Below are 22,759 nucleotides of genomic sequence, written 5' to 3' on the forward strand. Positions count from 1 at the left end.
GTATAAGCGACAAAAAAATAGATATGGCTCATGCACGTACCCTTATTCCTCTCGAAGATGTTGCAGCACAGCTTGAGGTTTACGAACTTATACTCGAAGAAGGTCTTTCTGTTCGCAAGGTGGAAGAATATGTGCGAGCAATCACTAAAGGTGAAAAGTTAGAAGAGCTGCTTAAAGAAGAGAAAGCTGTAGAAGTAGTGAAGAAATCCGGTGTAAAGAAAGCTACTCCGGAAGAGTTCGAAATGCTAAAAACTCATTTGTCAAAATTCTTTGCTGCAAAGGTTCAACTGACATGTAATGAGAATGGTAAAGGTAAAATAAGTATTCCATTCAAGTCGGAAGAAGAATTGGAAAGGATAATTTCGATATTCGATCAACTAAAAAAATAAAAAAGATTATTTTTCGTATTAAATATATGAGAAGAGAGTCAGTGATTGGTTTGTGTCTTGTTTTGGGAGGGTTTTTGTCTTTCTTGAGTGCACAAGGTACATCTGGTCGTGTTTCTCAAGATTCAATACCTCAGAAACGACAAAGGGAGGTTAAAACAAATTCGGATACTGTAGCCCCGTTTATTGCCGAAAAAAAAATAGTTTTACAGGATTCTGTTATTTTTAACAAACCTGAATTTAAACCAGATTCAAAAAAAGCAGTCATATATTCGGCTATTTTTCCGGGCTTAGGGCAGTTGTATAATCGTAAGTACTGGAAATTGCCTATTATATATGGTGGCGCTATTGGGCTTACCTATGCCATTACATGGAATGGACGCGTTTATAACGATTACAATAAAGCATATAGGGATTTGATGGTAGGTCCCGGCGACAGTTATAAGGATTTTTTGGGAGTAGATACTGATGTATATGCAAGAAAAGATTATTATGCATCTTTACTGAAACGCAGGAAGGATTTTTATCGTCGCAATAGAGATTTGGCCATTATTGTGGCAGTGGGAGTATATGCTTTATGTATGATTGATGCATATGTTGATGCTCAATTGTACGATTTTGATATGTCTACGGATCTTTCGATGAGAGTTGTTCCTATTATATTGGGTCCCACCTCATACTCTAAAACAAGCTTCGGGCTTCAGTGTAGTATAAATTTTTAAGTAAAACGGTATATTGTTGTAATGCGGTTGCCGTACATACCGTAAAAAAACACCTAATGTTTAAAAGAATAATATTTACAGGGCTATTATTTGGTTTCACAGTTTTAGCTTCAGCTCAATATACAGGAGTTGTGAATGATGATAGTACGGATACACCATCCGAGTTTAAGCGTAATTATGATTTACTATTATCTAAAAAAGGTATAGTTACGACAGATAATGGATTTTCTGATCAAACAGTATTGTTTGACGACTCGGTATATATTAAGCGATTGCATTCTTTGCCTACAGAAATGGAGCTTGTCTTCAACCCTGCGGTAAAGGCTCAGATCGAGTTATATGCCGGAAAGCGAAAAAATCAGGTAAGTTATATGTTGGGTGAGGGGAAGTATTATTTTCCTATTTTCGAGCAGGTGCTCGATAAAGAAGGCTTGCCATTGGAGTTAAAATACCTTCCGGTCATAGAATCGGCTCTCAACCCTGTTATCCGTTCCAGGGTAGGTGCATCTGGTTTATGGCAATTTATGGCGGCTACCGGAAAGATGTACGATCTTGAGGTTAATAGTCTTGTTGATGAGCGTTTCGATCCTCACAAATCCACAGTGGCAGCAGTGAAATATTTAAAAGACCTTTATGCTAAGTACAATGATTGGAATCTTGTAATTGCTGCATATAATTGTGGGCCCGGGCGTGTAGATAAAGCCATAAGCCGAAGCGGAGGGCAGACTGACTATTGGGCACTTTACCCTTATTTGCCGAAGGAAACAAGAGGCTATGTACCTATCTTTATCGCCGCTACATATATAATGAACTATTTTCAAGAGCATAATATTACTCCTATGAATTGCCCTAAACCGGCAACAATGGATTCACTGATTGTAAACAAGACTGTTCATTTTCAGCAAATATCTGATGTTTTGAACATTCCAGTAGATGATATTCGTAAGTTCAATCCTCAGTTTAAGAAAGATGTTATACCTGGAGATTATAAAGGATATACATTGAATTTACCTATCAATAATCTGACAGATTTTATTAAGAATGAAGATGCAATATACGGTTACAAGAAAGACGAATTATTACCTCATCGAAAAGTGGCTGGGCTGGATGTTGTAGGAGGTGCTCCGCTAGGTGCTTCAACAATAACTTATCGTGTAAAAAGGGGCGATACTTTGGCTCGTATTGCCGGCACGTACGGAGTAACTTCGAGTCAGATAAAACAATGGAATGGGCTTTCTTCCAATAAGCTTTCTGTTGGTCGCAGACTAAAAATATATCGTCAGCAGCAGGAGTTGCAGACCAATGTTTTGGCTGATAATAATAGTGCTCTTAGTAGCCAATCTGATACTACTGTGCTTTCGGTGTCGGGTCTTACGCGTACAGTTGCCGTTCCTAAAACAACTGTTTCGTATTACAAAGTTCGAAGAGGCGATACATGGGCTGGTATAGCTAAAAAGAATAAGGCTTCTATTGCGGATATAAAATCGTGGAACAATATAAAATCTAATAAGCTGATTGCAGGGACTTCTTTGAAAATACAGAAAACAGAATATGTGGAAATTCAAGAAGCTGTAAAGTTGCCTGAGCCTCAGTTGTCCGTAGTTCTTATTGATTCTACCTACACTGCCGATGTTATAAATAATTATGTAAAGAATATTGTTCGGGACGAGTCTTCATTACCATTGGTACGTATATCTCCAACAGATGGGGATGAGCAACAGGAGCGCAATAGGATGGACGATACCAAAATAATCTATCACAAAGTAAAGATAGGTGAAACAATGACTCAGATAGCGTCACGCTATAATGTTTCTAAAAAAGATATTATGTCTTGGAACAAGTTGTCGTCTAATATAGCTAAGGTGGGGCAGAGATTATTAATTCTTTTGCCCGATCGTCAAGAATCCGGTACAAGTAATATGGGCGATACGGGAGTTAAAGAAACAGGAAGTAAAACACCATTGACTTCAACTTTGTAGAGATTAAAATGTTAGGAATAAGATAAAATCAATTTTGATAGGTAATTTAACTACCATTAGAATTGATTTTATTATTTTTGCTACCTTATCACTGTTTATGGGAAAAGAGGATATACATATTAATGATGATTTGCTGATAGAACAAGAATTTAATAATCTTATCAGCGACTATCTTAAAACTAATCATCGGCGTAAAGTTGATATTATTACTAAGGCTTTCTTGTTGGCTAAGGAAGCTCATAAAGGTGCTCGCCGTCGTTCGGGAGAGCCCTATATACTACATCCGATAGCAGTTGCCAGAATTGTTTGTGGTGAGATAGGACTGGGATCTACTTCAATCTGTGCTGCTCTTCTGCACGATGTTGTTGAAGATACAGAATATACTGTCGAAGATCTGCGTGTTTTGTTTGGTGATAAAATAGCGCAGATAGTAGATGGATTGACAAAAATATCCAGTGGAATGTTTGGAGAGAATGTTTCTGCTCAGGCCGAAAATTTCCGAAAACTACTACTTACTATGTCAGACGATATACGTGTTATTCTGGTAAAAATTGCCGATCGTCTGCATAATATGCGTACACTGGGTTCTATGGCTCCTGCCAAACAATATAAGATAGCAGGAGAAACCATGTATATCTATGCCCCTTTAGCACATCGGCTCGGGCTGTTTGCTATAAAAACAGAATTAGAAGAGCTTAGTTTTAAGTGGGAGAATCCGGAGGTGTATAATGAGATAGCTTTAAAGCTACAGGCATCTCATAGTGCCAGAACTAATGTATATGAGCACTTTGCTCGTCCCGTAGTCGATAAGCTCAATGAATTGGGTTTTAAATACGAAATAAGGGCAAGAGAGAAATCTATTTATTCCATCTGGAACAAGATGCAGGCCAAAGGAGTCCCCTTCGAAGAAATATATGATATTTTTGCAGTCCGCATTATTTTTGAGAATGGGCCCGGTGTAGATGAAAAAAAGCGATGTTGGGACATTTATTCTGTTATTACTGATATTTATAAATTACGTCCCGATAGGATAAGGGATTGGGTAAGCCGACCAAAGTCTAATGGGTATCAGGCATTACACCTTACAGTGATGGGACCCGATGGTCAGTGGATAGAGATTCAGATACGGAGTCGCCGAATGGATGATATTGCAGAGAAAGGTTTTGCAGCTCATTGGAAGTATAAAGAAGGAAAAATAGAAGAGGATACTGAGCTAGACAAATGGCTCAAAACAATTAAAGAAATCCTCGAAAGTCCAAGTCCTAATGCAATGGACTTTCTCGATACCATAAAACTTAATCTATTTTCGCAGGAAATATTTGTTTTTACCCCTAAAGGAGAAATTCGGACTCTGGCACAGGGAGCAACAGCTCTTGATTTTGCTTACGATGTTCACTCCGATATTGGAGATCATTGTATTGGCGCAAAAGTAAATCACAAGCTTGTCCCTTTGAGCGAAAAACTCAATAGTGGAGATCAGGTGGAAATCTTAACCTCAAAAACACAACGTCCAAAATCCGAATGGCTTACACTTGTTACCACAGCCAAAGCCCGAACTAAAATAGAATATGCATTAAGAAGATCACGTCGTGAAACGTCGAAGCGCGGAGAGGAAATTATAACTAATGGATTTGCCGAAGCAGGTATTGAATTTACTCCGGACGTATTGGTGAAAATGATAGATTATTATCAGAAAACAACAAAAGATGATCTGTTCTTTGCTATAGGAAATCATGATATTATTTTGCCGCAAAAGATAGAGAAACTGTTAGCACTAAAGAAACAAGGGCAGGATAATCTTTTGCTTAGATATATGAAGCAGGCTTTTCATGTAGTGAAAAGGCCAGAGAAAGAAAAGGTTAGTAAACCGGAGGATAGCGAACCCATAAACCCGAAAAAAACATATATTCTCGAAGAAGATTCTTTTAGTAAGAATTTTAGAATGCCATCTTGCTGCAATCCGATACCGGGAGATAAAGTGTTTGGTTATTTGACAGACAATAATGAAGTAGAAGTGCACAGTATTCATTGTCCCGTCGGCTTAAAACTGAAAGCCAGTCAAGGAGACCGTATTGTTAATCTCGAGTGGGGTAGTTATACTCAGTTTCCGTTTATGTCTACTATTATAGTTACAGGTATAGATCGTATGGGGATGCTTAATGATATAACAAAAGTGATAACAGCAGGCTCGTTGAATATAAAAGAAATGAATATAGAAACTAACGATGGTGTTTTCGAAGGTCGTATAGTTGTATATGTTCACGATGTGAATGATCTTCAGACCTTATGCTCCCGTATAGCCAAAATAAAAGGAGTAAAAGCTGTAAATAGAAAACAATCTTAAAATGAGAGAGAAGAATACAATATATTTGCTTTCGAAATTTGGAATAGGAAAATATTTTTATTATTTTTGCAATCGAATATAGAGGGAGAGAGGAGGCTGTGGCTTCCTCTTTGTTGTTCTTAGAACTGATGTGTATGATAGAGAAAAGTCTGATCGAAGATATTGCTAATGGTTTTCTGCACAAAACTGCAGATATGTTTCTTGTGGAAGTTGTTATTAGACCCGGCAATGTAATAGTTGTAGAGGTTGATAGTGATAATGGTGTGAGTATCGATGACTGCATTGCCCTTAGTCGTAGTATCGAATCCGAGTTGGACAGAGATGCTGAGGATTTCGAATTGGAAGTTGGTTCGGCAGGGGTTACGTCTCCTTTCAAGATTCTTCGCCAATATGAGAAAAATATAGGTAATGAAGTTGAAGTCTTGACTAAATCGGGAAATAAACTATCAGGTGTGCTTAAATCTGCAGATGCTGTTAAGTTTGTTATAACAATAACAAAAATGGTCAAACCAGAAGGCGCTAAGAAGAAAACAGCAATGGAAGAGGATTTATCTTTTGCATACGATGAAGTAAAATATACAAAATATTTAATAAGATTTAAATAACTATTATGGCTAAAAAGGAAGTTATTAGTCTGATTGATACGTTCTCTGAGTTTAAAGAACTGAAGAACATTGACAGAATGACAATGATAAGTGTTCTTGAAGATTCGTTTCGTAACGTTATAGCGAAACTATTTGGTGCGAACGACAATTATGATGTTATCATCAATCCGGATAAAGGAGATCTTGAAATCTGGCGCAACCGTACAATTGTAGAGGACAATGAACTAGAAGATCCGAATATTCAAATATCTCTTACCGAAGCAAGAAAGATAGATGAAGATTTCGAAGTAGGAGAAGATGTAACTGATGAAGTGTTTTTTGAAGACTTCGGACGTCGCGCTATCTTGAATCTTCGTCAAACACTCACATCTAAGATTCTTGAACTTCAAAAAGAAGGCCTGTATAACCGATATAAAGAGAAAGTAGGAGAGATTGTTTCCGGCGAAGTTTATCAAATCTGGAAGAAAGAAATCTTGCTTTTAGATGACGAGAAAGAAGAGCTTTTGCTTCCTAAAACAGAACAAATACCAAGCGACTTTTTCCGCAAAGGAGAACACGTTCGTGCAGTAGTCGAAAGGGTAGAGAATAAAAATAATAATCCAAAAATTATTCTTTCCAGAACTTCTCCTGTATTTTTGGAAAGATTGCTTGAGTTGGAAGTTCCTGAAATTAATGATGGTTTGATAACTATCAAGAATATAGCACGAATCCCTGGAGAAAGAGCTAAAGTTGCTGTAGAATCGTACGATGAGCGTATCGATCCTGTAGGAGCTTGTGTGGGAATGAAAGGTTCTCGTATTCATGGCATTGTTCGTGAACTGCGAAATGAGAATATTGATATAATTAATTATACGCCAAACACCAATTTGTATATACAGCGTGCCCTTAGTCCTGCTAAGATTACTTCTGTAAAGTTGAACGAAGAAGAGAAGCGGGCAGAAGTGTTATTGCGTCCCGAAGAAGTTTCGCTTGCTATTGGTAAAGGAGGATTTAATATCAAACTTGCGAGTATGCTCACAGGCTATACTATTGATGTGTACCGAGATATTGATGATTTCGACGAAGAAGATATCTACTTAGATGAATTCCGTGACGAAATAGACGGATGGGTTATTGATCAGTTGAAGAAGATTGGTTGTGTCACTGCAAAAAATGTATTGGCTGCAGACCGTGAAAAGCTTATTCAAGAAGCAGATCTTGAAGAAAATACAGTAGATGAAATTTTGAGTATATTAAGTGCTGAATTTGACGACGAAGATCACGCTTGATTTGGTTTTTGTTTGTTTTCTTAATACTTTTGTGTTTTAAGTGGCAAGATTATATCGTTCTCAAGCCGTGGTAGCTTAATTATTTCAGGTTCACTGTTCATTTAGAATTTTAAATACATATATGTCTATAAGATTAATAAAAATATCAAAAGATTTGAATGTAGGTATCAGCAGTTTAGTTGAATACTTGCAAAAAAAAGGGTTTGATGTAGAGTCAAATCCTAATACTAAAATTGACAGTGGGCAACAAGAAATACTTATCAGAGAATTTGGTAATGCTACAGATCTTCAATCTTTTTTCAATAACAGAAAAGAAAGAGAGAAAGAAGAAGTCAAAAATGAGGTACAACCTGAAGTCGCAGAGCCAAAGAATGAGGTAAGTGTAGAGGAAATAAAAACCGAAGTTCCGGAATCAGTTAAGCCTCATGTGCAGATAATCGATAAAATAGATCTTGATGCTATAAACAGACCCAAGAAAGTTGAAGTGAAGCATGAGGAGCCTCTGCCTGAACCTAAAATAAAAGAACCTGTAATAGAACCTGTCGTAAAAGAAGAACCTCTACCTGAACCGGTAATTCCGATACAAGAGGAAGAAAAAGTAGAAAAAGAAGAACCTGTGTTGATAAAAGAAAAAGAAGAACCAGAACAAGAAGCTTCGGAGGTTATAACTGAACAAAAAGAAGAACAAAAGGAAACTAATAGTGTTTTCCGATTAAATAAAGCTACGCTTAAGTCTAATATAGTAGTTAAAGGTTCTATTGACCTTAGTACAATAAATGACAAAACTCGTCCGGCTAAAAAAACTAAAGCAGAAAAGAAAAAAGAACGTCTTGAGAAAGAACAGCAAGATCAGAAAAAAGTAAAAGAGAATACTGTTCGTCTGCTGAAGAAAGAAACCGACGAGGAAGCTAAGAAGCGTAAAGCCAACGAAGATAACGATGATGCCGGAAAGAAAAAACGAAATCGTATCAAGAAGGGCAAAGTCGATATCGAAAAAGGTGCTACCCCTCAGCCCGGACAACATTCGGGAGGAGACAGAACACGTCATAATCTACGTAAACCTATTGTTAAGCATGTGGTTAACGAGGAGGATGTTCAAAAACAAATAAAAGAGACTCTTGCCCGATTAACAGGCAAAGGAAATAAAGGTAAAGGGGCTAAATACCGTAGAGATAAACGTGATGCTGTTTCTCAAAGACAGCAAGAAGAGCTCGAATTGCAGGAACAGGAAAGCCGTGTTCTTAAGATCACGGAATTTGTAACTGCAAATGATTTGGCCAACATGATGAATGTGCCTGTAGTTCAGGTTATATCTACATGTATGAGTATCGGTATTATGGTTTCTATAAATCAAAGGCTTGATGCAGAGACCATAAATATAGTAGCAGAAGAATTTGGCTTTAAAACAGAGTATGTGAGTGCCGAAGTTATTGAAGCCATTAACGAAGAAGAAGATAGTCCTGAAGAATTAGAGCCACGCGCACCTATTGTAACAGTGATGGGACACGTTGACCATGGTAAAACATCCCTTTTAGACAATATCCGTCAGGAGAATGTTATTGCTGGTGAAGCAGGAGGAATTACCCAACATATTGGAGCATATAATGTGAAGCTGAAATCGGGACGACGTATTACATTTCTCGATACTCCCGGCCATGAGGCATTTACTGCGATGAGGGCACGTGGAGCTAAAGTTACAGATATAGCAATAATTATTGTTGCAGCAGACGATAATGTCATGCCTCAAACTGTGGAAGCTATCAATCATGCTTCTGCGGCAGGTGTGCCTATTGTGTTTGCGATCAATAAAATAGATAAACCATCTGCGAATCCTGAAAAAATAAAGGAAACTTTAGCAGGTATGAATTATCTGGTTGAAGAATGGGGGGGTAAATACCAGTCTCAGGACATTTCGGCAAAACAAGGGCTAGGAGTAGATGAATTACTTGAAAAAGTATTACTCGAAGCTGAACTTCTTGACCTGAAAGCTAATCCTAATAGGCGAGCTACAGGATCGGTTATAGAATCGTCTCTTGATAAAGGGCGTGGGTATCTATCTACTGTACTGGTAGAAAACGGTACACTCAAAAAAGGAGATATAGTACTTGCGGGAACATATTTCGGACGTGTAAAAGCGATGTTTAACGAGCGTAATGCTAGTATAGATGCTGCTCCTCCGGCAAGTCCGGCCTTGGTTCTAGGACTTAATGGGGCACCTCAGGCAGGAGATATATTCCACGTACTCGAAACAGAACAAGAGGCGCGTGATATTGCAACCAAAAGAGAGCAGTTGCAGCGTGAACAAGGACTTCGTACTCAGAAGATTCTTACGCTTGATGATATCGGCCGCCGTATAGCTATCGGTAACTTCCAGCAGTTAAATGTTATTGTCAAAGGAGATGTGGATGGTTCAGTCGAAGCTCTTTCCGACTCTTTAATAAGATTGTCTACAGAAGAAATTCAAGTAAATGTAATCCATAAAGCGGTAGGGCAAATTTCCGAATCTGATATTACGTTAGCTGCAGCATCAGATGCTATTATCATAGGATTCCAGGTACGCCCGTCTCAGGCTGCACGTAGAGCGGCAGAAAAAGATGGAGTTGAAATTCGCCTATATTCTATTATATACGATGCTATAGATGAAGTGAAATCAGCTATGGAAGGTATGCTGTCTCCTGAAATAAAAGAAGTACAGACTGGATATGTTGAAGTACGTGAAGTCTTTAAAATTACTAAAGTCGGCACAGTTGCCGGATGTATGGTCAAAGAAGGTAAGCTTAAGAGAGCTAATAAGATAAGGATTATACGAGATGGTATTGTAGTGTATTCCGGAGAACTGGGATCTCTCAAGAGATTTAAGGATGATGTAAAAGAAGTATCTGCCGGATATGAGTGCGGTTTGAATATACATAACTATAATGATATAAAAGTGGGCGACGTAATTGAGCCTTTCGAAGAAATAGAAATAAAGAAAACATTGTAATATTCAAAATATTATATATCTTTGTACACAATATAACCTAAAGAAAACCAATTGATAGTTGTTGCCAAGCAATCTTGCCTTGAAATCCGGTGGTACTAACCATACCACCGAAACACACAACTATCAACAGGTTTAAAGGTTAACTCGGTTTCTTCGTCTGATTCGATAAGTTGCAATACTACAAAATAGCAATTGTCATGAAGAAAAAAATAGTTTTATCAGTAATCTTAGTGTTTTCAATATTATTTGTAAATGATATTTATGCTCAGTCTGCGCAGCAAATAGCTTTTGTAAATTCGAATGAACTTTTAGATGCTATTCCGGAAAAAGTTACTGCTGCTAATCTGATCAATGATCTGAATAGGAAATATAAAGAAGAGTTGCAGGTAATGCAAAATGATTATAATAAAAAATACTCGGACTTTATCTCTTATCAAAACTCTATGGCTGACAATGTACGTCTTCGTCGTATGCAGGAACTCTATGAACTCGAACGTCAGATTAATAGTTTTATGAAAGTAGCTCAAGATGACATCCAAAATCAGGAGAAAAACCTTATAGCACCACTACGTCAAAAAGTAAAAGATGCTATTTATCTGGTTGGAGTAGAACAAGGATATATTTGTATATATGATATGGCAAATCCTACAATTGCTTTTATCACTCCCGATGCTCATGATGCCAATCCGCAAGTAAAGCAGAAATTGGGAGTACAATAAAGCTGACAGGAAGAATGTAAAAAAGATGCTCTTGAAATAAGAGCATTTTTTGTATCTAAATAATGACTAAGATAATGCTAAAACCTGGGCCTATAGGTGTTTTTGATTCAGGATACGGAGGATTGACGATCCTTTCTGAAATACAGAAATTATTACCTGAATATGATTATTGCTATCTGGGTGATAATTCCCGTGCGCCATATGGAACACGTTCTTTCGATATTGTGTATGAATTTACAAAACAAGCAGTATTAGCTCTGTTCGACATGGGGTGTAATCTTGTTATCTTAGCATGTAATACTGCATCCGCCAAAGCTCTCAGAACTATACAGCAAAAAGATCTGCCTCTTATAGATCCCGATAAAAGAGTGCTCGGTGTTATCAGACCTACTGCCGAAATAATAGGAAGTATAACTCGTAGCCGGCATATTGGTGTGCTTGGTACTATGGGAACAATACAGTCAGAATCTTACCCGATAGAGATACATAAATTATTTCCAGATATTGAAATTACAAGTGAAGCATGTCCTATGTGGGCACCTTTAGTAGAAAACAGAGAATACGAAAATGAAGGTGCAGATTATTTTATAAAGAAGAACTTGAATAATGTATTGACTAAAGATCCACAGATAGATACACTTATATTGGGGTGTACACATTATCCGTTGCTGCTGCATAAAATAAAATCTTTCTTGCCTGTCGGTGTCACAGCTCTTGCGCAAGGAGAATATGTTGCACGTAGTTTGCAGGATTATTTCTATCGACATCCCGAAATGGATAATATGTGTACGAAAAATTCAACTACACGCTATTTCACAACCGAATCTACCGAAAAATTTTCTGAAGCTGCTACTATCTTTTTGAATAAAAGTATTGAAGTAGAGCGTATAACATTCGATTGATAGCCATTACCGAAGATTGCATTTGTGGTTTAAGTGAGTGTTTTGTAGCCGAACGGAAAAGTTATGAGAAAAATAATTCACATAGACATGGATGCTTTCTACGCTTCTATAGAGCAGCGCGACAATGCGGACTATAGAGGTAAGCCTTTGGCTGTAGGGTATGCCGGCCCGCGGGGAGTTGTTGCCGCTGCTAGTTACGAGGCTCGCCGTTATGGTGTTCGTTCAGCGATGGCTTCAAAGACGGCATTGCGAAAGTGCCCTCACTTAATTTTTGTACCAACACGTTTCGATGTATATAGATCTGTGTCGAGGCAGATTATGAGTATATTTCATGAATATACCGATCTTGTAGAACCTCTTTCCCTAGATGAAGCTTTTCTTGATGTAACCGAAAATTTTATGAATATATCTTCTGCCACCCAGATCGCTCAGGAGATAAAGCAAAAGATATTTGAGACTACTGGTCTGACTGCTTCTGCAGGCGTCTCATTCAATAAGCTTTTGGCAAAAATAGCATCCGATCAAAATAAACCTAATGGACTATTTGTGGTGAAACCAAAGACTGCTGAAAAATTTATCGAAACACTTAAAGTTGAGCAATTCTTTGGAGTAGGCAAAGTCACTGCTCGACGTATGCATGAGTTAGGTATTTATACCGGATGGGATTTGAAACAGAGATCGGAACAAGAATTGATCGGTGTCTTTGGCAAAGCCGGACATATCTACTATCTCAATGCGAGAGCTATTGATGACAGACCTGTCGAATCGGAGCGTATTCGTAAATCGATTAGTTCAGAGACCACCTTCGATCGGGATATTGATAATGTTGACGAATTGGCTGTCGAATTAGATACAGTGGCTAAAGATGCTTTCGAAGACATAGCTAAGAAGAGATTTAGCGGACGTACTATCACGTTGAAGATTAAGTATGCGGATTTTAAGATTATTACCCGTAGCAAAACGTTTTCTATGCCTGTTTCAGATTATGAAATGTTTTACAAAACTGGTTTCGATCTGTTGAAAACTGTAGACCTGACACCTAAAGTCAGACTGATAGGCTTAGGTCTAAAAAACAATGAAGATGAAATAAATTGGAGTAATGCTGTTCAGTTGCGTATCAATTTCAAAGATAAAGATGAGGTAGAATAGTTTCGATGTAAATATTCTCTATTAAATACTTTTGCATATACAGATAAGTAGTTACTTTTGCAGAGATGAAACTAAAAAAGAAAGGGATACATACTAATCGCAACAAACATTTACTTTTTTCTCTGAATGAAGAAGAGTATGCTCTTATTGTATCTTATATGAAAAAATATAAAATAGAGAACCGATCACGTTGGTGCAGAGAGACTATAATTGCCCACGTATTGAAAAATCTCGAACAGGATTATCCTACTCTTTTTGGTGAAAATGAAATGCGCCGGTGAATACAAATTTACTTAACGATGAATACTATATGCGTCAGGCTTTAAATGAAGCCCGTATCGCCTATGAGAAAGATGAAGTCCCTGTAGGAGCCATAATAGTTTGTAAAGGGCGGATTATTGCGAGAGCTCATAATCTTACAGAGACATTGAACGACGTGACGGCTCACGCAGAGATGCAGGCAATTACAGCTGCTGCCAATATTTTGGGAGGAAAATATCTGACAGATTGTACACTCTATGTTACTTTAGAGCCATGTCCGATGTGTGCTGGAGGGCTGCTTTGGTCTCAAATATCGACAATTATTTATGGAGCTCGTGACCAAAAAAGAGGTTATTCCCTATTTAGTCCGGGTATTCTTCATCCGAAGACGACAATAAAAGGAGGAGTGTTGGAGGAGGAGTGTATTACTCTGATGAAAGATTTCTTCAAAGAGAAAAGAAAGTAACAGATCTGTTTATTAAACTTTTACTTCTTGTGAACTTTAACATTTATTTCAATTTTGTCATGCAGCATGACTGCAAAAATCACATCTTATTAGTGTGAGTAAACTAATCAATGAACTTATAAAAATAAAAGATATGAGAAAGTATATGAAACTATTTTCAGCACTGATCTTATCATCAGTTTTGTTGTTGGGAGTCTCATCATGTTCGGATGATGATGGGTATTCTCTTGGGGACTTTTGGGAATCTATTGTTACTGTCAACGAGATAGGTAATGGTACTTATGATTTCACTCTTGATAACGGCAAGAAACTATGGGTGGCAGCTCCAGCCGGACTGAATCTTAAACCTAAGTATGACAGAGCAATAATTAACTATACAATTTTGTCTGATAAAGTAGAAGGATATGATCATTATATCAGACTCAATGGTTTTTATGATGTACTGACAAAGGGTGCAATATATATTGCCTCTGACGATCAGGTGAAGCAAGACAGTATAGGAAACAATCCTATAAAAGTACATTCGATGTGGGAAGGTGGAGGTTACCTTAATGTCTATTTCGGTTACAATGCAGGAGGTAAAGACTCCCATATGTTAAACCTTGTATCGGCAAAATCTGATCTGGGTATAAACGATGAAGTTGTAAAGCTAGAATTCAGACATAATATTAGAGGCGATTATGAAAATTACCCTGTAAGAGGGTATGTTTCATTCAACCTGGCACCATACAAAGCAGAAGGTAAAGAAAAGGCCGTTTTTGAAATCTCATGGAAAGATTTTGGCGGAGAAACTAAGACAAAAACAATAGAATATAAATTCGGTACTGAGACTACTCAACCTGATGAAGGTTTTATTGAAAATACAGATACTAACCTGAATATTTATTAATATTCTTTTTGATTTCCTTTCGAAAAAGAGAGCTCGTGAGAGTTCTCTTTTTGTTTTTTACCTATACCCGTACATTTTCTTTCAGATACGCCGTTTATTCGTCAAAAAAGATGTATTTTTGTTCGTAACAGATTTTATCAAAAATGGACAATTCGAAGTTGAAAGAACAGGTGAAAAATGAGTTTACGGAATATTTGAATTCTCATAAACACCGTAAAACTCCGGAAAGATATGCCATATTAGAGCATATTTATTCTGCCAAAGGTCATTTTGACATGGATTCTCTATATAATGCTATGAAAGAATCTGCTTTTAGAGTTAGCCGTGCTACGCTTTATAATACAATAGAGTTGTTGTTGGATTGCGGATTGGTTGTAAAACATCAATTTGGAGCCAATGTCTCGCAATATGAGCGTGCATACGGAAATGAAAATCACGATCATCTTATTTGTCTCGGTTGTGGAGAAGTAAAAGAGCATAAGAACGGAAATCTTTTTACTCCTGCACAGCAAAAGAAACTGCAACGTTTTAAGATAAGCTATTACAGTATGTATATATACGGCACATGTAATAAGTGTATGCGTGCAAAAAAAGCAGATGAGAAGAAGAATAAAGTAACAGAAAATAAAAATACACGTATTAAGAAAAAATGAAATTAGACGTATTGCTTGGGCTACAGTGGGGTGATGAAGGAAAAGGTAAGATAGTAGATGTACTTACTCCCGAATATGAAATTGTAGCACGTTTTCAGGGCGGGCCAAATGCCGGTCATACTCTCGAATTTGAAGGAAAGAAGTATGTGTTACGCTCGGTACCTTCCGGTATTTTTCAAGGAAATAAAATAAATATTATAGGAAACGGGGTTGTTCTCGATCCTGCACTTTTTAAGGGCGAGATAGAAGCTTTGGAAGCTTCTGGCCACGACCTGACGAAGCGTTTACTTGTTTCTAAAAAAGCCCACTTAATCTTACCGACTCACCGTCTTTTAGATGCATGCTATGAGGCAGCAAAAGGAGATTCTAAAATAGGAACAACAGGAAAAGGTATAGGCCCTACTTATACAGATAAGATAAGTCGTAATGGCTTGCGTGTAGGAGATATCTTACACAATTTTGAAGAAAAATACAATCAGGCAAAGAATAAGCATCTGAAGATATTGGCTCAGTACGGGTTCGATATAAGTGCTTTGGCTGATATTGAGAAAGAGTGGTTTGTAGGAGTTAAGAAACTGAAAGAATTCACTTTTATAGATAGTGAGCATTATATAAACGATGCAATAAAAAACAATAAAAAGATATTGGCCGAAGGAGCACAAGGTACAATGCTTGATATAGATTTCGGATCTTATCCTTTTGTTACCTCATCCAATACTATTTCGGCAGGAGCTTGTACCGGACTTGGGATTTCTCCGCAAGCTGTTGGTGAAGTATATGGTATTTTCAAAGCATATTGTACCCGTGTAGGAAGTGGCCCATTCCCAACAGAACTGTTTGATGAAACCGGAGATAAGCTAAGAGAATTCGGATTCGAGTTCGGTTCGGTTACAGGGCGTCCACGCCGATGTGGGTGGATAGATCTGGTTGCTCTTCGTTATGCTATAATGGTGGATGGAGTTACACAACTTATAATGATGAAAAGTGATGTGCTGGATACATTCGAGACTATTAGAGCATGTGTTGCTTATGAAATAGATGGGCAAAAGGTGACAGATTTTCCGTTCGAAGTAGATGATGCTATTAAACCTGTGTATATTGACTTGAAAGGCTGGCAAACAGATATGACAAAAATGCGTAAAGAAGATGAATTTCCTACAGAATTTAATCAATATCTGGCTTTTCTCGAAAGAGAACTCGGAGTACCTATTAGCATAGTTTCTATAGGTCCTGATAGAGATCAGACAATAATTAGGAAATAATTAAGCTTTTATAAGATTCATGTATGTGCCGATTAAAACAATTGGCACATTTTTTGTGTTTAAATTAATAAGAAATTAGATCAAAAAAATAAATTTAATATAATAAATATGTTTATAGGTTGGGTTCTGCTTATTGTTATTGGAGTGGGAGGTATGATAGTCTCTCAGGTGTTGAAAAGTAAATTTAATAAGTATTCGAAGGTTCCATTGGATAGTCGGATGACCGGACGCGATGTTGCAGAAAAGATGCTTCACGATAACGGTATATACGATGTGAAAGTAACATCTACACCTGGTATGCTTACAGACCATTATAATCCTGCAAATAAAACAGTTAATCTGAGCGAAGGGGTTTATGCCAGCAATAGTGTTGCTGCCGTAGCAGTTGCAGCTCACGAATGCGGACACGCTGTACAGCATGCATACGCATACGGGCCACTGAAAATGCGCTCTGCGTTGGTGCCTGTTGTTAGTCTTGCTTCCAAATGGGTGATGTGGGTGCTTCTCGGAGGTATCTTTATGATACAAATGACTCATTCTACAACTTTATTATGGATTGGTATAGCTTTGTTTGCTGTTACAACTGTATTTAGTTTTATCACTCTTCCTGTAGAAATAAATGCAAGTAGTAGAGCTTTAGTTTGGCTAAATACTGCGGGTATAACTAATGTAAATAATCATGATATGGCAAAAGATGCTCTTAAATGGGCTGCATACACCTATGTTGTTGCCGCAATAGGATCTTTGGCCACATTGATATATTACGTAATGATTGCCCTTAGCGGAAGGCGAAATTAACCTTTCGTATAAGGTATCGAATAAGAAGAGTAACCCTCATAGGCTACTCTTTTTTTATCACAAATATCTTATAGTAAGTAAGATTCTGTATCTTTGCATTACTGGTAATATCTACGCACACTGATAAAATACAAATGAAAATAATAGGATTTCTTATAATATTTGTAGTATATATTCTTGCAAACTTTTATGTTTTTCATCATATATGGATGGCTATGCCACCCAATACAATAGGGCGTGTAAGTCTTGTTTCGTTTGCTGTTATAGCTGTATCTTCTTTTTTCCTTTCTTTTTTTCTGGGAGACTCCATGCCTGTATGGTTGGCTTCGGGTCTTTATAAAATAGGTACGGCATGGTTGTTCATTCTACTCTATTTTTTTATAGTGATGGCAGCCAAAGACCTGTTTGGGTTGGCGAATAAGCTATTGCACTTTATGCCGGGCGATGCGATTACACGATACACCAAAGAAAACTGGGTAGGACTGGGATTTATGGTTGGCTTTATCACTTTGGTTATGGTTTGCGGCTATCTCAAATATCAATCGAAAGTGCGGGTAGAACTTCCTGTCGAGACATCTAAAATTATAGGAGATTCTATATTGACGAAGCCGTTGCGAATAGTTGCCATTAGCGATTTGCATTTAGGTTATGGTATCGGTAAGAAGGAGTTTGAAACGTGGGTAGAGCTTATTAATGCCGAGAAACCCGATATGGTTCTCATTGCCGGCGATATTATCGACAATAGCGTTCGTCCGTTGGAAAAAGGAAATTTTGCTGAGAGTTTCCATAAGATAAAAGCCCCTATGGGAATCTATGCCTGTCCAGGTAATCATGAATATATAAGCGGAATAAAAGGTAGTCTCGATTTTATTGAGAAGACAGGAGTGAGGCTATTGCGTGATTCTGTTGCCGAGGTAGATAGTTGTATATATGTGATAGGTAGAGACGATCGTTCCAATGAAGGCAGAAAATCTTTGAAGGAACTTACCGATTCGCTCGATCATTCTAAATTTATTATCCTTCTCGATCATCAACCTTATAATTTGGAAGAGTCTGAACAGCAAGGAGTAGATTTGCAAATATCGGGACATACGCATCAAGGACAGGTGTGGCCTATCTCGGCTATCACTAAAGCCTTATATGAAATAGATCATGGGTTTCTCAAGAAAGGAAATACGGATATATTCGTCAGTTCGGGCATAGGAATCTGGGGAGGAAAGTTTAGGATAGGTACACAGTCGGAATATGTTGTAATAGATATTGATAGAAAAAGATGAGAGTATTCTTTAATGCCATAATAATTCAGATATTTCTTAGTGCTTATATCTATTGGCGAGGTTGGCAAGGCTTACCCGATAAAAAATATATAAAGATACCTTATGCTGCTATTTTCGGTATAGAGTTGGCTATATATTTTATTGGTTTCTTTATTTCGGGAACCGGATTGCTGGGCTTTGAGGCTTTGCATGATTTGGCTTGGGTAGGTACTACCTGGATGATCTTTGCCATTTACATGACAGGCTTATTGTTGATCTACGATCTGTTTAAATTCATAGATAAAAAAAGAAAAATATTTCCGGCATCGTTAGATTTGAAGGCGAAAAAGCCTAGGCTATTCTATTTTTGCCTTTCTTTGATCATTGTTTGCGGAGTGATGGTACATGGTAATTATTGCTTTTTTCATCCTGTGGTTACAAAGATGGATTTGACTATCGAGAAGCATTCCCCTAATATAAAAGAACTTAAAATTGTGGTTGCAACAGATGTTCATGCAGGGTATCTCATTGATAAAAGTATCATATCCATGTATGTGGATAAAATAATGGAACAGAAGCCCGATCTTATACTGTTGGTAGGCGACATAATAGACTATGATGCCAAATCGTTGTACGAACAGCGTATGGAGACCGAATTTCTCCGTCTAAAAGCTCCTTATGGTGTTTATGCTTCTACGGGCAATCATGAATATATAGAGATAAATAATGAAGTAGAAGATGAGAAAATATTATGGCTTAGTCAGAAAGGGGGAATGACGGTTTTGCGTGATACTGCTGTATTGATTGCCGATTCGTTCTATCTAGTTGGGCGAGAAGATGATAAATGTAAAACTCGCAAAAGCTTACCGGATATAATGAAGGGGGTAGATCGTCAGTATCCTGTGATTGTTATGAACCATGAACCCCATCGTCTACAGGAAGAAGTCGATGCAGGTGCAGATATAGCGTTGTATGGGCATACACACAACGGGCAATTTTTCCCGAATAATACAATCATGGCCTTATCTTCGAAAATATATAATACAGGTATAGTGCCCGAAAATATGAAAATGAGATTTATGTACGAAATACCTTTTGGATATAAGAAAAAAGAAAATACACATGTTTATGTTTCTTCCGGGCTGGGTTTGGCCGGGCCTCAGTTTCGTATAGGTACTATTTCCGAACTGGTAGTTCTTAATGTGAAATTTAATAAATAATTGACTGTTAATAATATTTATTTATGTTGAAGTCGCTTTATATAAAAAACTATGCTCTTATAGATAGTCTTGAAATTGATTTCGGACAAGGCTTTTCTGTTATAACGGGTGAAACTGGTGCGGGAAAATCTATTATACTGGGGGCATTGTCACTTATATTAGGGCAACGTGCCGATATAAAAGCAATAAAGCAGGGTGAAAATAAATGTGTTATTGAAGGAGTGTTTGATGTTTCTGCCTACGATCTGAAATCTTTTTGCGAAGAGAAGGGGATAGAATATGATCCTGATAGCTATATCTTGCGTAGGGAAATATTATCGTCAGGCAAATCGAGGGCTTTTATAAATGACTCTCCTGTTTCTCTGGCCGATTTAAAAGAATTGGGCAGTCAATTGATAGATATACATTCTCAACATCAGAATTTATTATTGAGTGATACCCGTTTTCAAATGCAGGTGATAGATGCTTTAGCAGGAAATAAAGACTTACTCAAAGAATATCAGAATGCGTTTTCTGCATACAGGCAAGAAGAACAAGCTTTAGTTGCCCTTCGCGATGTTGTTCGCAAAAGTAAAGAGGAGGAAGATTATTTGCGTTTTCAGTACGAATCTTTATCCGAAGCAGCTTTGCAGGAAGGAGAGCAAGACGATTTGGAAAGCGAACTGGAAACATTGAATCATGCAGAAGATATTAAAACTGCATTGTATAAAATTCATTCGCTATTGTCTGATGATGATCGGGGGATTGTGCCCGAATTGAAAGATTGCCTTAATACGTCTTCGGCTTTAGGAAAAGTATATACGAAAGCCGAGACTATTACCCAGCGGATAGAAACCGCATATATTGATCTCAAAGATTTATCTTCGGATATGGAGCGGCTGGCAAACGATGTGGAGTTTAATCCCGAACGGCTGACATTTATTGAATCACGTCTCGACTTAATATATTCTTTGGAGAAAAAACATCATGTAGACTCGGTTTCGAATTTGCTGGATTTGTATAAAGATATAGCTCGCAAATTGGAAAATATTGATTCTTCTGATCAGCAGGTTGAAGCATTGGAAAAAGAAGTGGCTCGTAAATATACGAGAGTCCTTGAGTTGGCAGATAGCTTAACTAAAAGCAGGGCTTCGATTATTCCCAGATTCGAAAGTGAGCTCATCGACAAGATTGCATATTTAGGTATGCCCAATACTCGGTTTAAGTGTGAGCTTACTCCCGAAGACTTACCTAATCTCTATGGTGCAGATGATTTGGTCTTTCTTTTCTCTGCCAATAAGAATGCAGCATTGCAGCCTGTAGCTAATATTGCATCGGGAGGAGAGGTGTCTCGTCTTATGTTGTGCCTCAAGTCGATGATAGCAGGAGCTACAGCTTTGCCGTCTATCATTTTCGATGAGATTGATACCGGCGTTTCGGGAGAAATTGCAGATAAGATGGGGCAGGTGATGAGTGATTTTGGTCAGAAGATGCAAGTAATTGCAATTACGCATCTACCTCAGATAGCAGCTAAAGGAAAGGCACACTATAAGGTCTATAAACAGGATGATGAGGATGCCACAACTACTCATCTCGAACGTTTGGATAATTCGGAGCGGCTTGAAGAAATAGCCCGTATGCTAAGTGGCGCAATAGTGACTGAGGCCGCTATTCAAAATGCAAAAGTAATGTTAGGTTTCTAATTTTAAGACAATGAACGAGATCCCTTTCCTTGATCTTAAGCGCGAGAATGCACGTTATGCTTCCGATATAAGAGAAGCTGTGATGCGTGTGCTTGATTCCGGTTGGTATATTTTAGGAACGGAAAAGGAGGCTTTTGAGAACGAGTTTGCTACATATTGTGAGGCTAAAGATTGTGTAGGAGTGGGCAATGGCCTCGATGCCCTCCGGCTTATATTCATGGCTTACATCAGACTTGGTTTCTTGAAAGAGAAAGATGAAGTCATTCTTCCGGCGAATAGCTTTATTGCTACAGCCTTAGCTGTTTCCCAAAGTGGACTTGTCCCTGTTTTTGCCGATTGTGATATCAATACTTATAATATTTGCCCCCGATCGGTAGTAGAGAAATTGACAGAAAAGACTAGAGCTATAGTTGCGGTTCATCTGTATGGGCAGGTAGCTCCAATGGAGGAGTTGCAGAAAATAGCTAAAGAGAATAATCTTAAGCTAATTGAGGATGCTGCTCAGGCTCATGGGGCTGTCTATCAGGGTAGGAGAGTAGGCAGTTTGGCTGATGCGGCTGCATTCAGCTTCTATCCGGTGAAAAATCTGGGTGCATTGGGCGATGCCGGAGCCGTTGTTTCTAGTGATGCCGAACTAATGCAAGTAATACGCTCCATAGCAAATTACGGTTCGGAAGAAAAGTATATGAATCGCTATAAGGGGATTAATTCTCGTCTCGATGAAATTCAGGCTGCTGTCCTTTCTGTAAAGCTGAGGTATCTGAATCGTGATAATGATTGTCGGATTAAAATAGCTTCTTTCTATTCAGAAAATATTGTGAATGATAAGCTGATTTTGCTCCATACTCCTCCTGATAATAGTCATGTCTTTCATCTTTATGTTATTCGGACAAATGAGAGAGAGTCTTTGCAAGGCTATTTACACGATAACGGCATCGGTACTCAAATACACTATCCTTTGTCAATACATAAACAAGAGGCATACCAAGAGCTCTCGGAAGTAAAAGCTCCTGTTGCAGAACGTATCCAAAACGAGGTGTTGAGCCTTCCTTTATATCCATCTCTTACTCGTTTAGAACAGAAAAGAGTGGTTGAAGTATTAAATAAATGGTAAAAAAAGAGAGAAAATATATAAAAAAATAACATTTTACCTCGTCCAAAAACACTTGTACTCTAATATTTGTTATATCTTTGTAATGTAGATTCAAAGTAAAT

19 protein-coding genes and 2 pseudogenes are annotated in these 22,759 nt (G+C 37.8%); all 21 read left to right on the top strand.

Annotated elements, in window-relative coordinates:
• Window positions 1-389, top strand: a pseudogene (locus BGC7_RS05175) (chromosome partitioning protein ParB); the annotation flags it as partial.
• A 26-nt stretch (window positions 390-415) separates the two neighbouring features.
• Entirely contained in the window at window positions 416-1,108 is a 693-nt protein-coding gene (locus BGC7_RS05180; protein WP_050700510.1) for a DUF5683 domain-containing protein, read from the top strand.
• A gap of 56 nt (window positions 1,109-1,164) precedes the next feature.
• Window positions 1,165-2,388 (top strand): annotated as a pseudogene (locus tag BGC7_RS18290) (transglycosylase SLT domain-containing protein); the annotation flags it as partial.
• Window positions 2,389-2,469: 81 nt separating this feature from the next.
• Window positions 2,470-3,087: a LysM peptidoglycan-binding domain-containing protein gene (locus tag BGC7_RS18295; RefSeq protein ID WP_369799080.1), complete on the top strand. Its 618-nt coding sequence runs from the start codon at window positions 2,470-2,472 to the stop codon at window positions 3,085-3,087.
• A gap of 97 nt (window positions 3,088-3,184) precedes the next feature.
• Window positions 3,185-5,431 (top strand): RelA/SpoT family protein, encoded by a 2,247-nt coding sequence (locus BGC7_RS05190; RefSeq protein WP_050700512.1) that lies wholly within the window; start codon window positions 3,185-3,187, stop codon window positions 5,429-5,431.
• Between the two features lie 134 nt (window positions 5,432-5,565).
• The gene (gene rimP, locus BGC7_RS05195; protein ID WP_050700513.1) at window positions 5,566-6,036 is read left to right on the top strand and encodes a ribosome assembly cofactor RimP; all 471 of its coding nucleotides are present in this window, start codon (window positions 5,566-5,568) and stop codon (window positions 6,034-6,036) included.
• A 5-nt stretch (window positions 6,037-6,041) separates the two neighbouring features.
• A complete protein-coding gene (gene nusA / locus BGC7_RS05200) occupies window positions 6,042-7,304 on the top strand; it encodes a transcription termination factor NusA (RefSeq protein WP_050700514.1) in 1,263 nt (420 codons plus the stop codon).
• A 121-nt stretch (window positions 7,305-7,425) separates the two neighbouring features.
• Window positions 7,426-10,287: a translation initiation factor IF-2 gene (gene infB, locus BGC7_RS05205; protein WP_050700515.1), complete on the top strand. Its 2,862-nt coding sequence runs from the start codon at window positions 7,426-7,428 to the stop codon at window positions 10,285-10,287.
• A gap of 197 nt (window positions 10,288-10,484) precedes the next feature.
• Entirely contained in the window at window positions 10,485-11,006 is a 522-nt protein-coding gene (locus BGC7_RS05210) for an OmpH/Skp family outer membrane protein (RefSeq protein ID WP_050700516.1), read from the top strand.
• A 62-nt stretch (window positions 11,007-11,068) separates the two neighbouring features.
• On the top strand, window positions 11,069-11,908 hold the full coding sequence (murI, locus tag BGC7_RS05215; protein ID WP_050700517.1) for a glutamate racemase: 840 nt from the start codon (window positions 11,069-11,071) through the stop codon (window positions 11,906-11,908).
• 63 nt (window positions 11,909-11,971) lie between these two features.
• Complete coding sequence (gene dinB, locus BGC7_RS05220) at window positions 11,972-13,057, top strand: DNA polymerase IV (protein WP_050700518.1); 1,086 nt, start codon at window positions 11,972-11,974, stop codon at window positions 13,055-13,057.
• A 65-nt stretch (window positions 13,058-13,122) separates the two neighbouring features.
• Window positions 13,123-13,338, top strand: a complete 216-nt coding sequence (locus BGC7_RS05225; protein WP_050700519.1) for a hypothetical protein — start codon at window positions 13,123-13,125, stop codon at window positions 13,336-13,338.
• A complete protein-coding gene (locus tag BGC7_RS05230) occupies window positions 13,335-13,784 on the top strand; it encodes a nucleoside deaminase (protein ID WP_050700520.1) in 450 nt (149 codons plus the stop codon). Before BGC7_RS05225 ends, BGC7_RS05230 begins: the two co-directional genes overlap by 4 nt.
• Before the next feature lie 133 nt (window positions 13,785-13,917).
• Complete coding sequence (locus BGC7_RS05235) at window positions 13,918-14,673, top strand: NigD1/NigD2 family lipoprotein (RefSeq protein WP_050701045.1); 756 nt, start codon at window positions 13,918-13,920, stop codon at window positions 14,671-14,673.
• 143 nt (window positions 14,674-14,816) lie between these two features.
• A complete protein-coding gene (locus BGC7_RS05240) occupies window positions 14,817-15,326 on the top strand; it encodes a Fur family transcriptional regulator (RefSeq protein WP_050700521.1) in 510 nt (169 codons plus the stop codon).
• Window positions 15,323-16,588 carry an adenylosuccinate synthase gene (locus BGC7_RS05245; protein ID WP_050700522.1) on the top strand — a complete coding sequence of 422 codons (1,266 nt, stop codon included), beginning with the start codon at window positions 15,323-15,325 and terminating at the stop codon, window positions 16,586-16,588. Before BGC7_RS05240 ends, BGC7_RS05245 begins: the two co-directional genes overlap by 4 nt.
• 108 nt (window positions 16,589-16,696) lie before the next feature.
• Window positions 16,697-17,386 (top strand): zinc metallopeptidase, encoded by a 690-nt coding sequence (locus BGC7_RS05250; protein ID WP_050700523.1) that lies wholly within the window; start codon window positions 16,697-16,699, stop codon window positions 17,384-17,386.
• A gap of 134 nt (window positions 17,387-17,520) precedes the next feature.
• Window positions 17,521-18,663, top strand: coding sequence for a metallophosphoesterase (locus BGC7_RS05255; RefSeq protein WP_050700524.1), 1,143 nt, complete (start codon window positions 17,521-17,523; stop codon window positions 18,661-18,663).
• A complete protein-coding gene (locus tag BGC7_RS05260; RefSeq protein ID WP_050700525.1) occupies window positions 18,660-19,862 on the top strand; it encodes a metallophosphoesterase in 1,203 nt (400 codons plus the stop codon). The genes BGC7_RS05255 and BGC7_RS05260 overlap by 4 nt, the downstream gene beginning before the upstream one ends.
• A gap of 23 nt (window positions 19,863-19,885) precedes the next feature.
• Window positions 19,886-21,544: a DNA repair protein RecN gene (gene recN / locus BGC7_RS05265; RefSeq protein WP_050700526.1), complete on the top strand. Its 1,659-nt coding sequence runs from the start codon at window positions 19,886-19,888 to the stop codon at window positions 21,542-21,544.
• A 10-nt stretch (window positions 21,545-21,554) separates the two neighbouring features.
• Window positions 21,555-22,658 carry a DegT/DnrJ/EryC1/StrS family aminotransferase gene (locus BGC7_RS05270; RefSeq protein WP_050700527.1) on the top strand — a complete coding sequence of 368 codons (1,104 nt, stop codon included), beginning with the start codon at window positions 21,555-21,557 and terminating at the stop codon, window positions 22,656-22,658.
• Window positions 22,659-22,759: the final 101 nt, after the last annotated feature.

It is taken from the genome of Dysgonomonas sp. BGC7 (genome assembly GCF_001261735.1).
In the GTDB taxonomy this organism is placed as follows: Bacteria; Bacteroidota; Bacteroidia; order Bacteroidales; family Dysgonomonadaceae; genus Dysgonomonas.

Bases quoted from the DNA above. Each gene is read 5' to 3' on its own strand.
- BGC7_RS05180 (WP_050700510.1), top strand. From the start codon at position 416: ATGAGAAGAGAGTCAGTGATTGGTTTGTGTCTTGTTTTGGGAGGGTTT.
- BGC7_RS05190 (WP_050700512.1), top strand. From the start codon at position 3,185: ATGGGAAAAGAGGATATACATATTAATGATGATTTGCTGATAGAACAA.
- rimP (WP_050700513.1), top strand. From the start codon at position 5,566: ATGATAGAGAAAAGTCTGATCGAAGATATTGCTAATGGTTTTCTGCAC.
- nusA (WP_050700514.1), top strand. From the start codon at position 6,042: ATGGCTAAAAAGGAAGTTATTAGTCTGATTGATACGTTCTCTGAGTTT.
- infB (WP_050700515.1), top strand. From the start codon at position 7,426: ATGTCTATAAGATTAATAAAAATATCAAAAGATTTGAATGTAGGTATC.
- BGC7_RS05210 (WP_050700516.1), top strand. From the start codon at position 10,485: ATGAAGAAAAAAATAGTTTTATCAGTAATCTTAGTGTTTTCAATATTA.
- murI (WP_050700517.1), top strand. From the start codon at position 11,069: ATGACTAAGATAATGCTAAAACCTGGGCCTATAGGTGTTTTTGATTCA.
- dinB (WP_050700518.1), top strand. From the start codon at position 11,972: ATGAGAAAAATAATTCACATAGACATGGATGCTTTCTACGCTTCTATA.
- BGC7_RS05225 (WP_050700519.1), top strand. From the start codon at position 13,123: ATGAAACTAAAAAAGAAAGGGATACATACTAATCGCAACAAACATTTA.
- BGC7_RS05235 (WP_050701045.1), top strand. From the start codon at position 13,918: ATGAGAAAGTATATGAAACTATTTTCAGCACTGATCTTATCATCAGTT.
- BGC7_RS05240 (WP_050700521.1), top strand. From the start codon at position 14,817: ATGGACAATTCGAAGTTGAAAGAACAGGTGAAAAATGAGTTTACGGAA.
- BGC7_RS05245 (WP_050700522.1), top strand. From the start codon at position 15,323: ATGAAATTAGACGTATTGCTTGGGCTACAGTGGGGTGATGAAGGAAAA.
- BGC7_RS05250 (WP_050700523.1), top strand. From the start codon at position 16,697: ATGTTTATAGGTTGGGTTCTGCTTATTGTTATTGGAGTGGGAGGTATG.
- BGC7_RS05255 (WP_050700524.1), top strand. From the start codon at position 17,521: ATGAAAATAATAGGATTTCTTATAATATTTGTAGTATATATTCTTGCA.
- BGC7_RS05260 (WP_050700525.1), top strand. From the start codon at position 18,660: ATGAGAGTATTCTTTAATGCCATAATAATTCAGATATTTCTTAGTGCT.
- recN (WP_050700526.1), top strand. From the start codon at position 19,886: ATGTTGAAGTCGCTTTATATAAAAAACTATGCTCTTATAGATAGTCTT.
- BGC7_RS05270 (WP_050700527.1), top strand. From the start codon at position 21,555: ATGAACGAGATCCCTTTCCTTGATCTTAAGCGCGAGAATGCACGTTAT.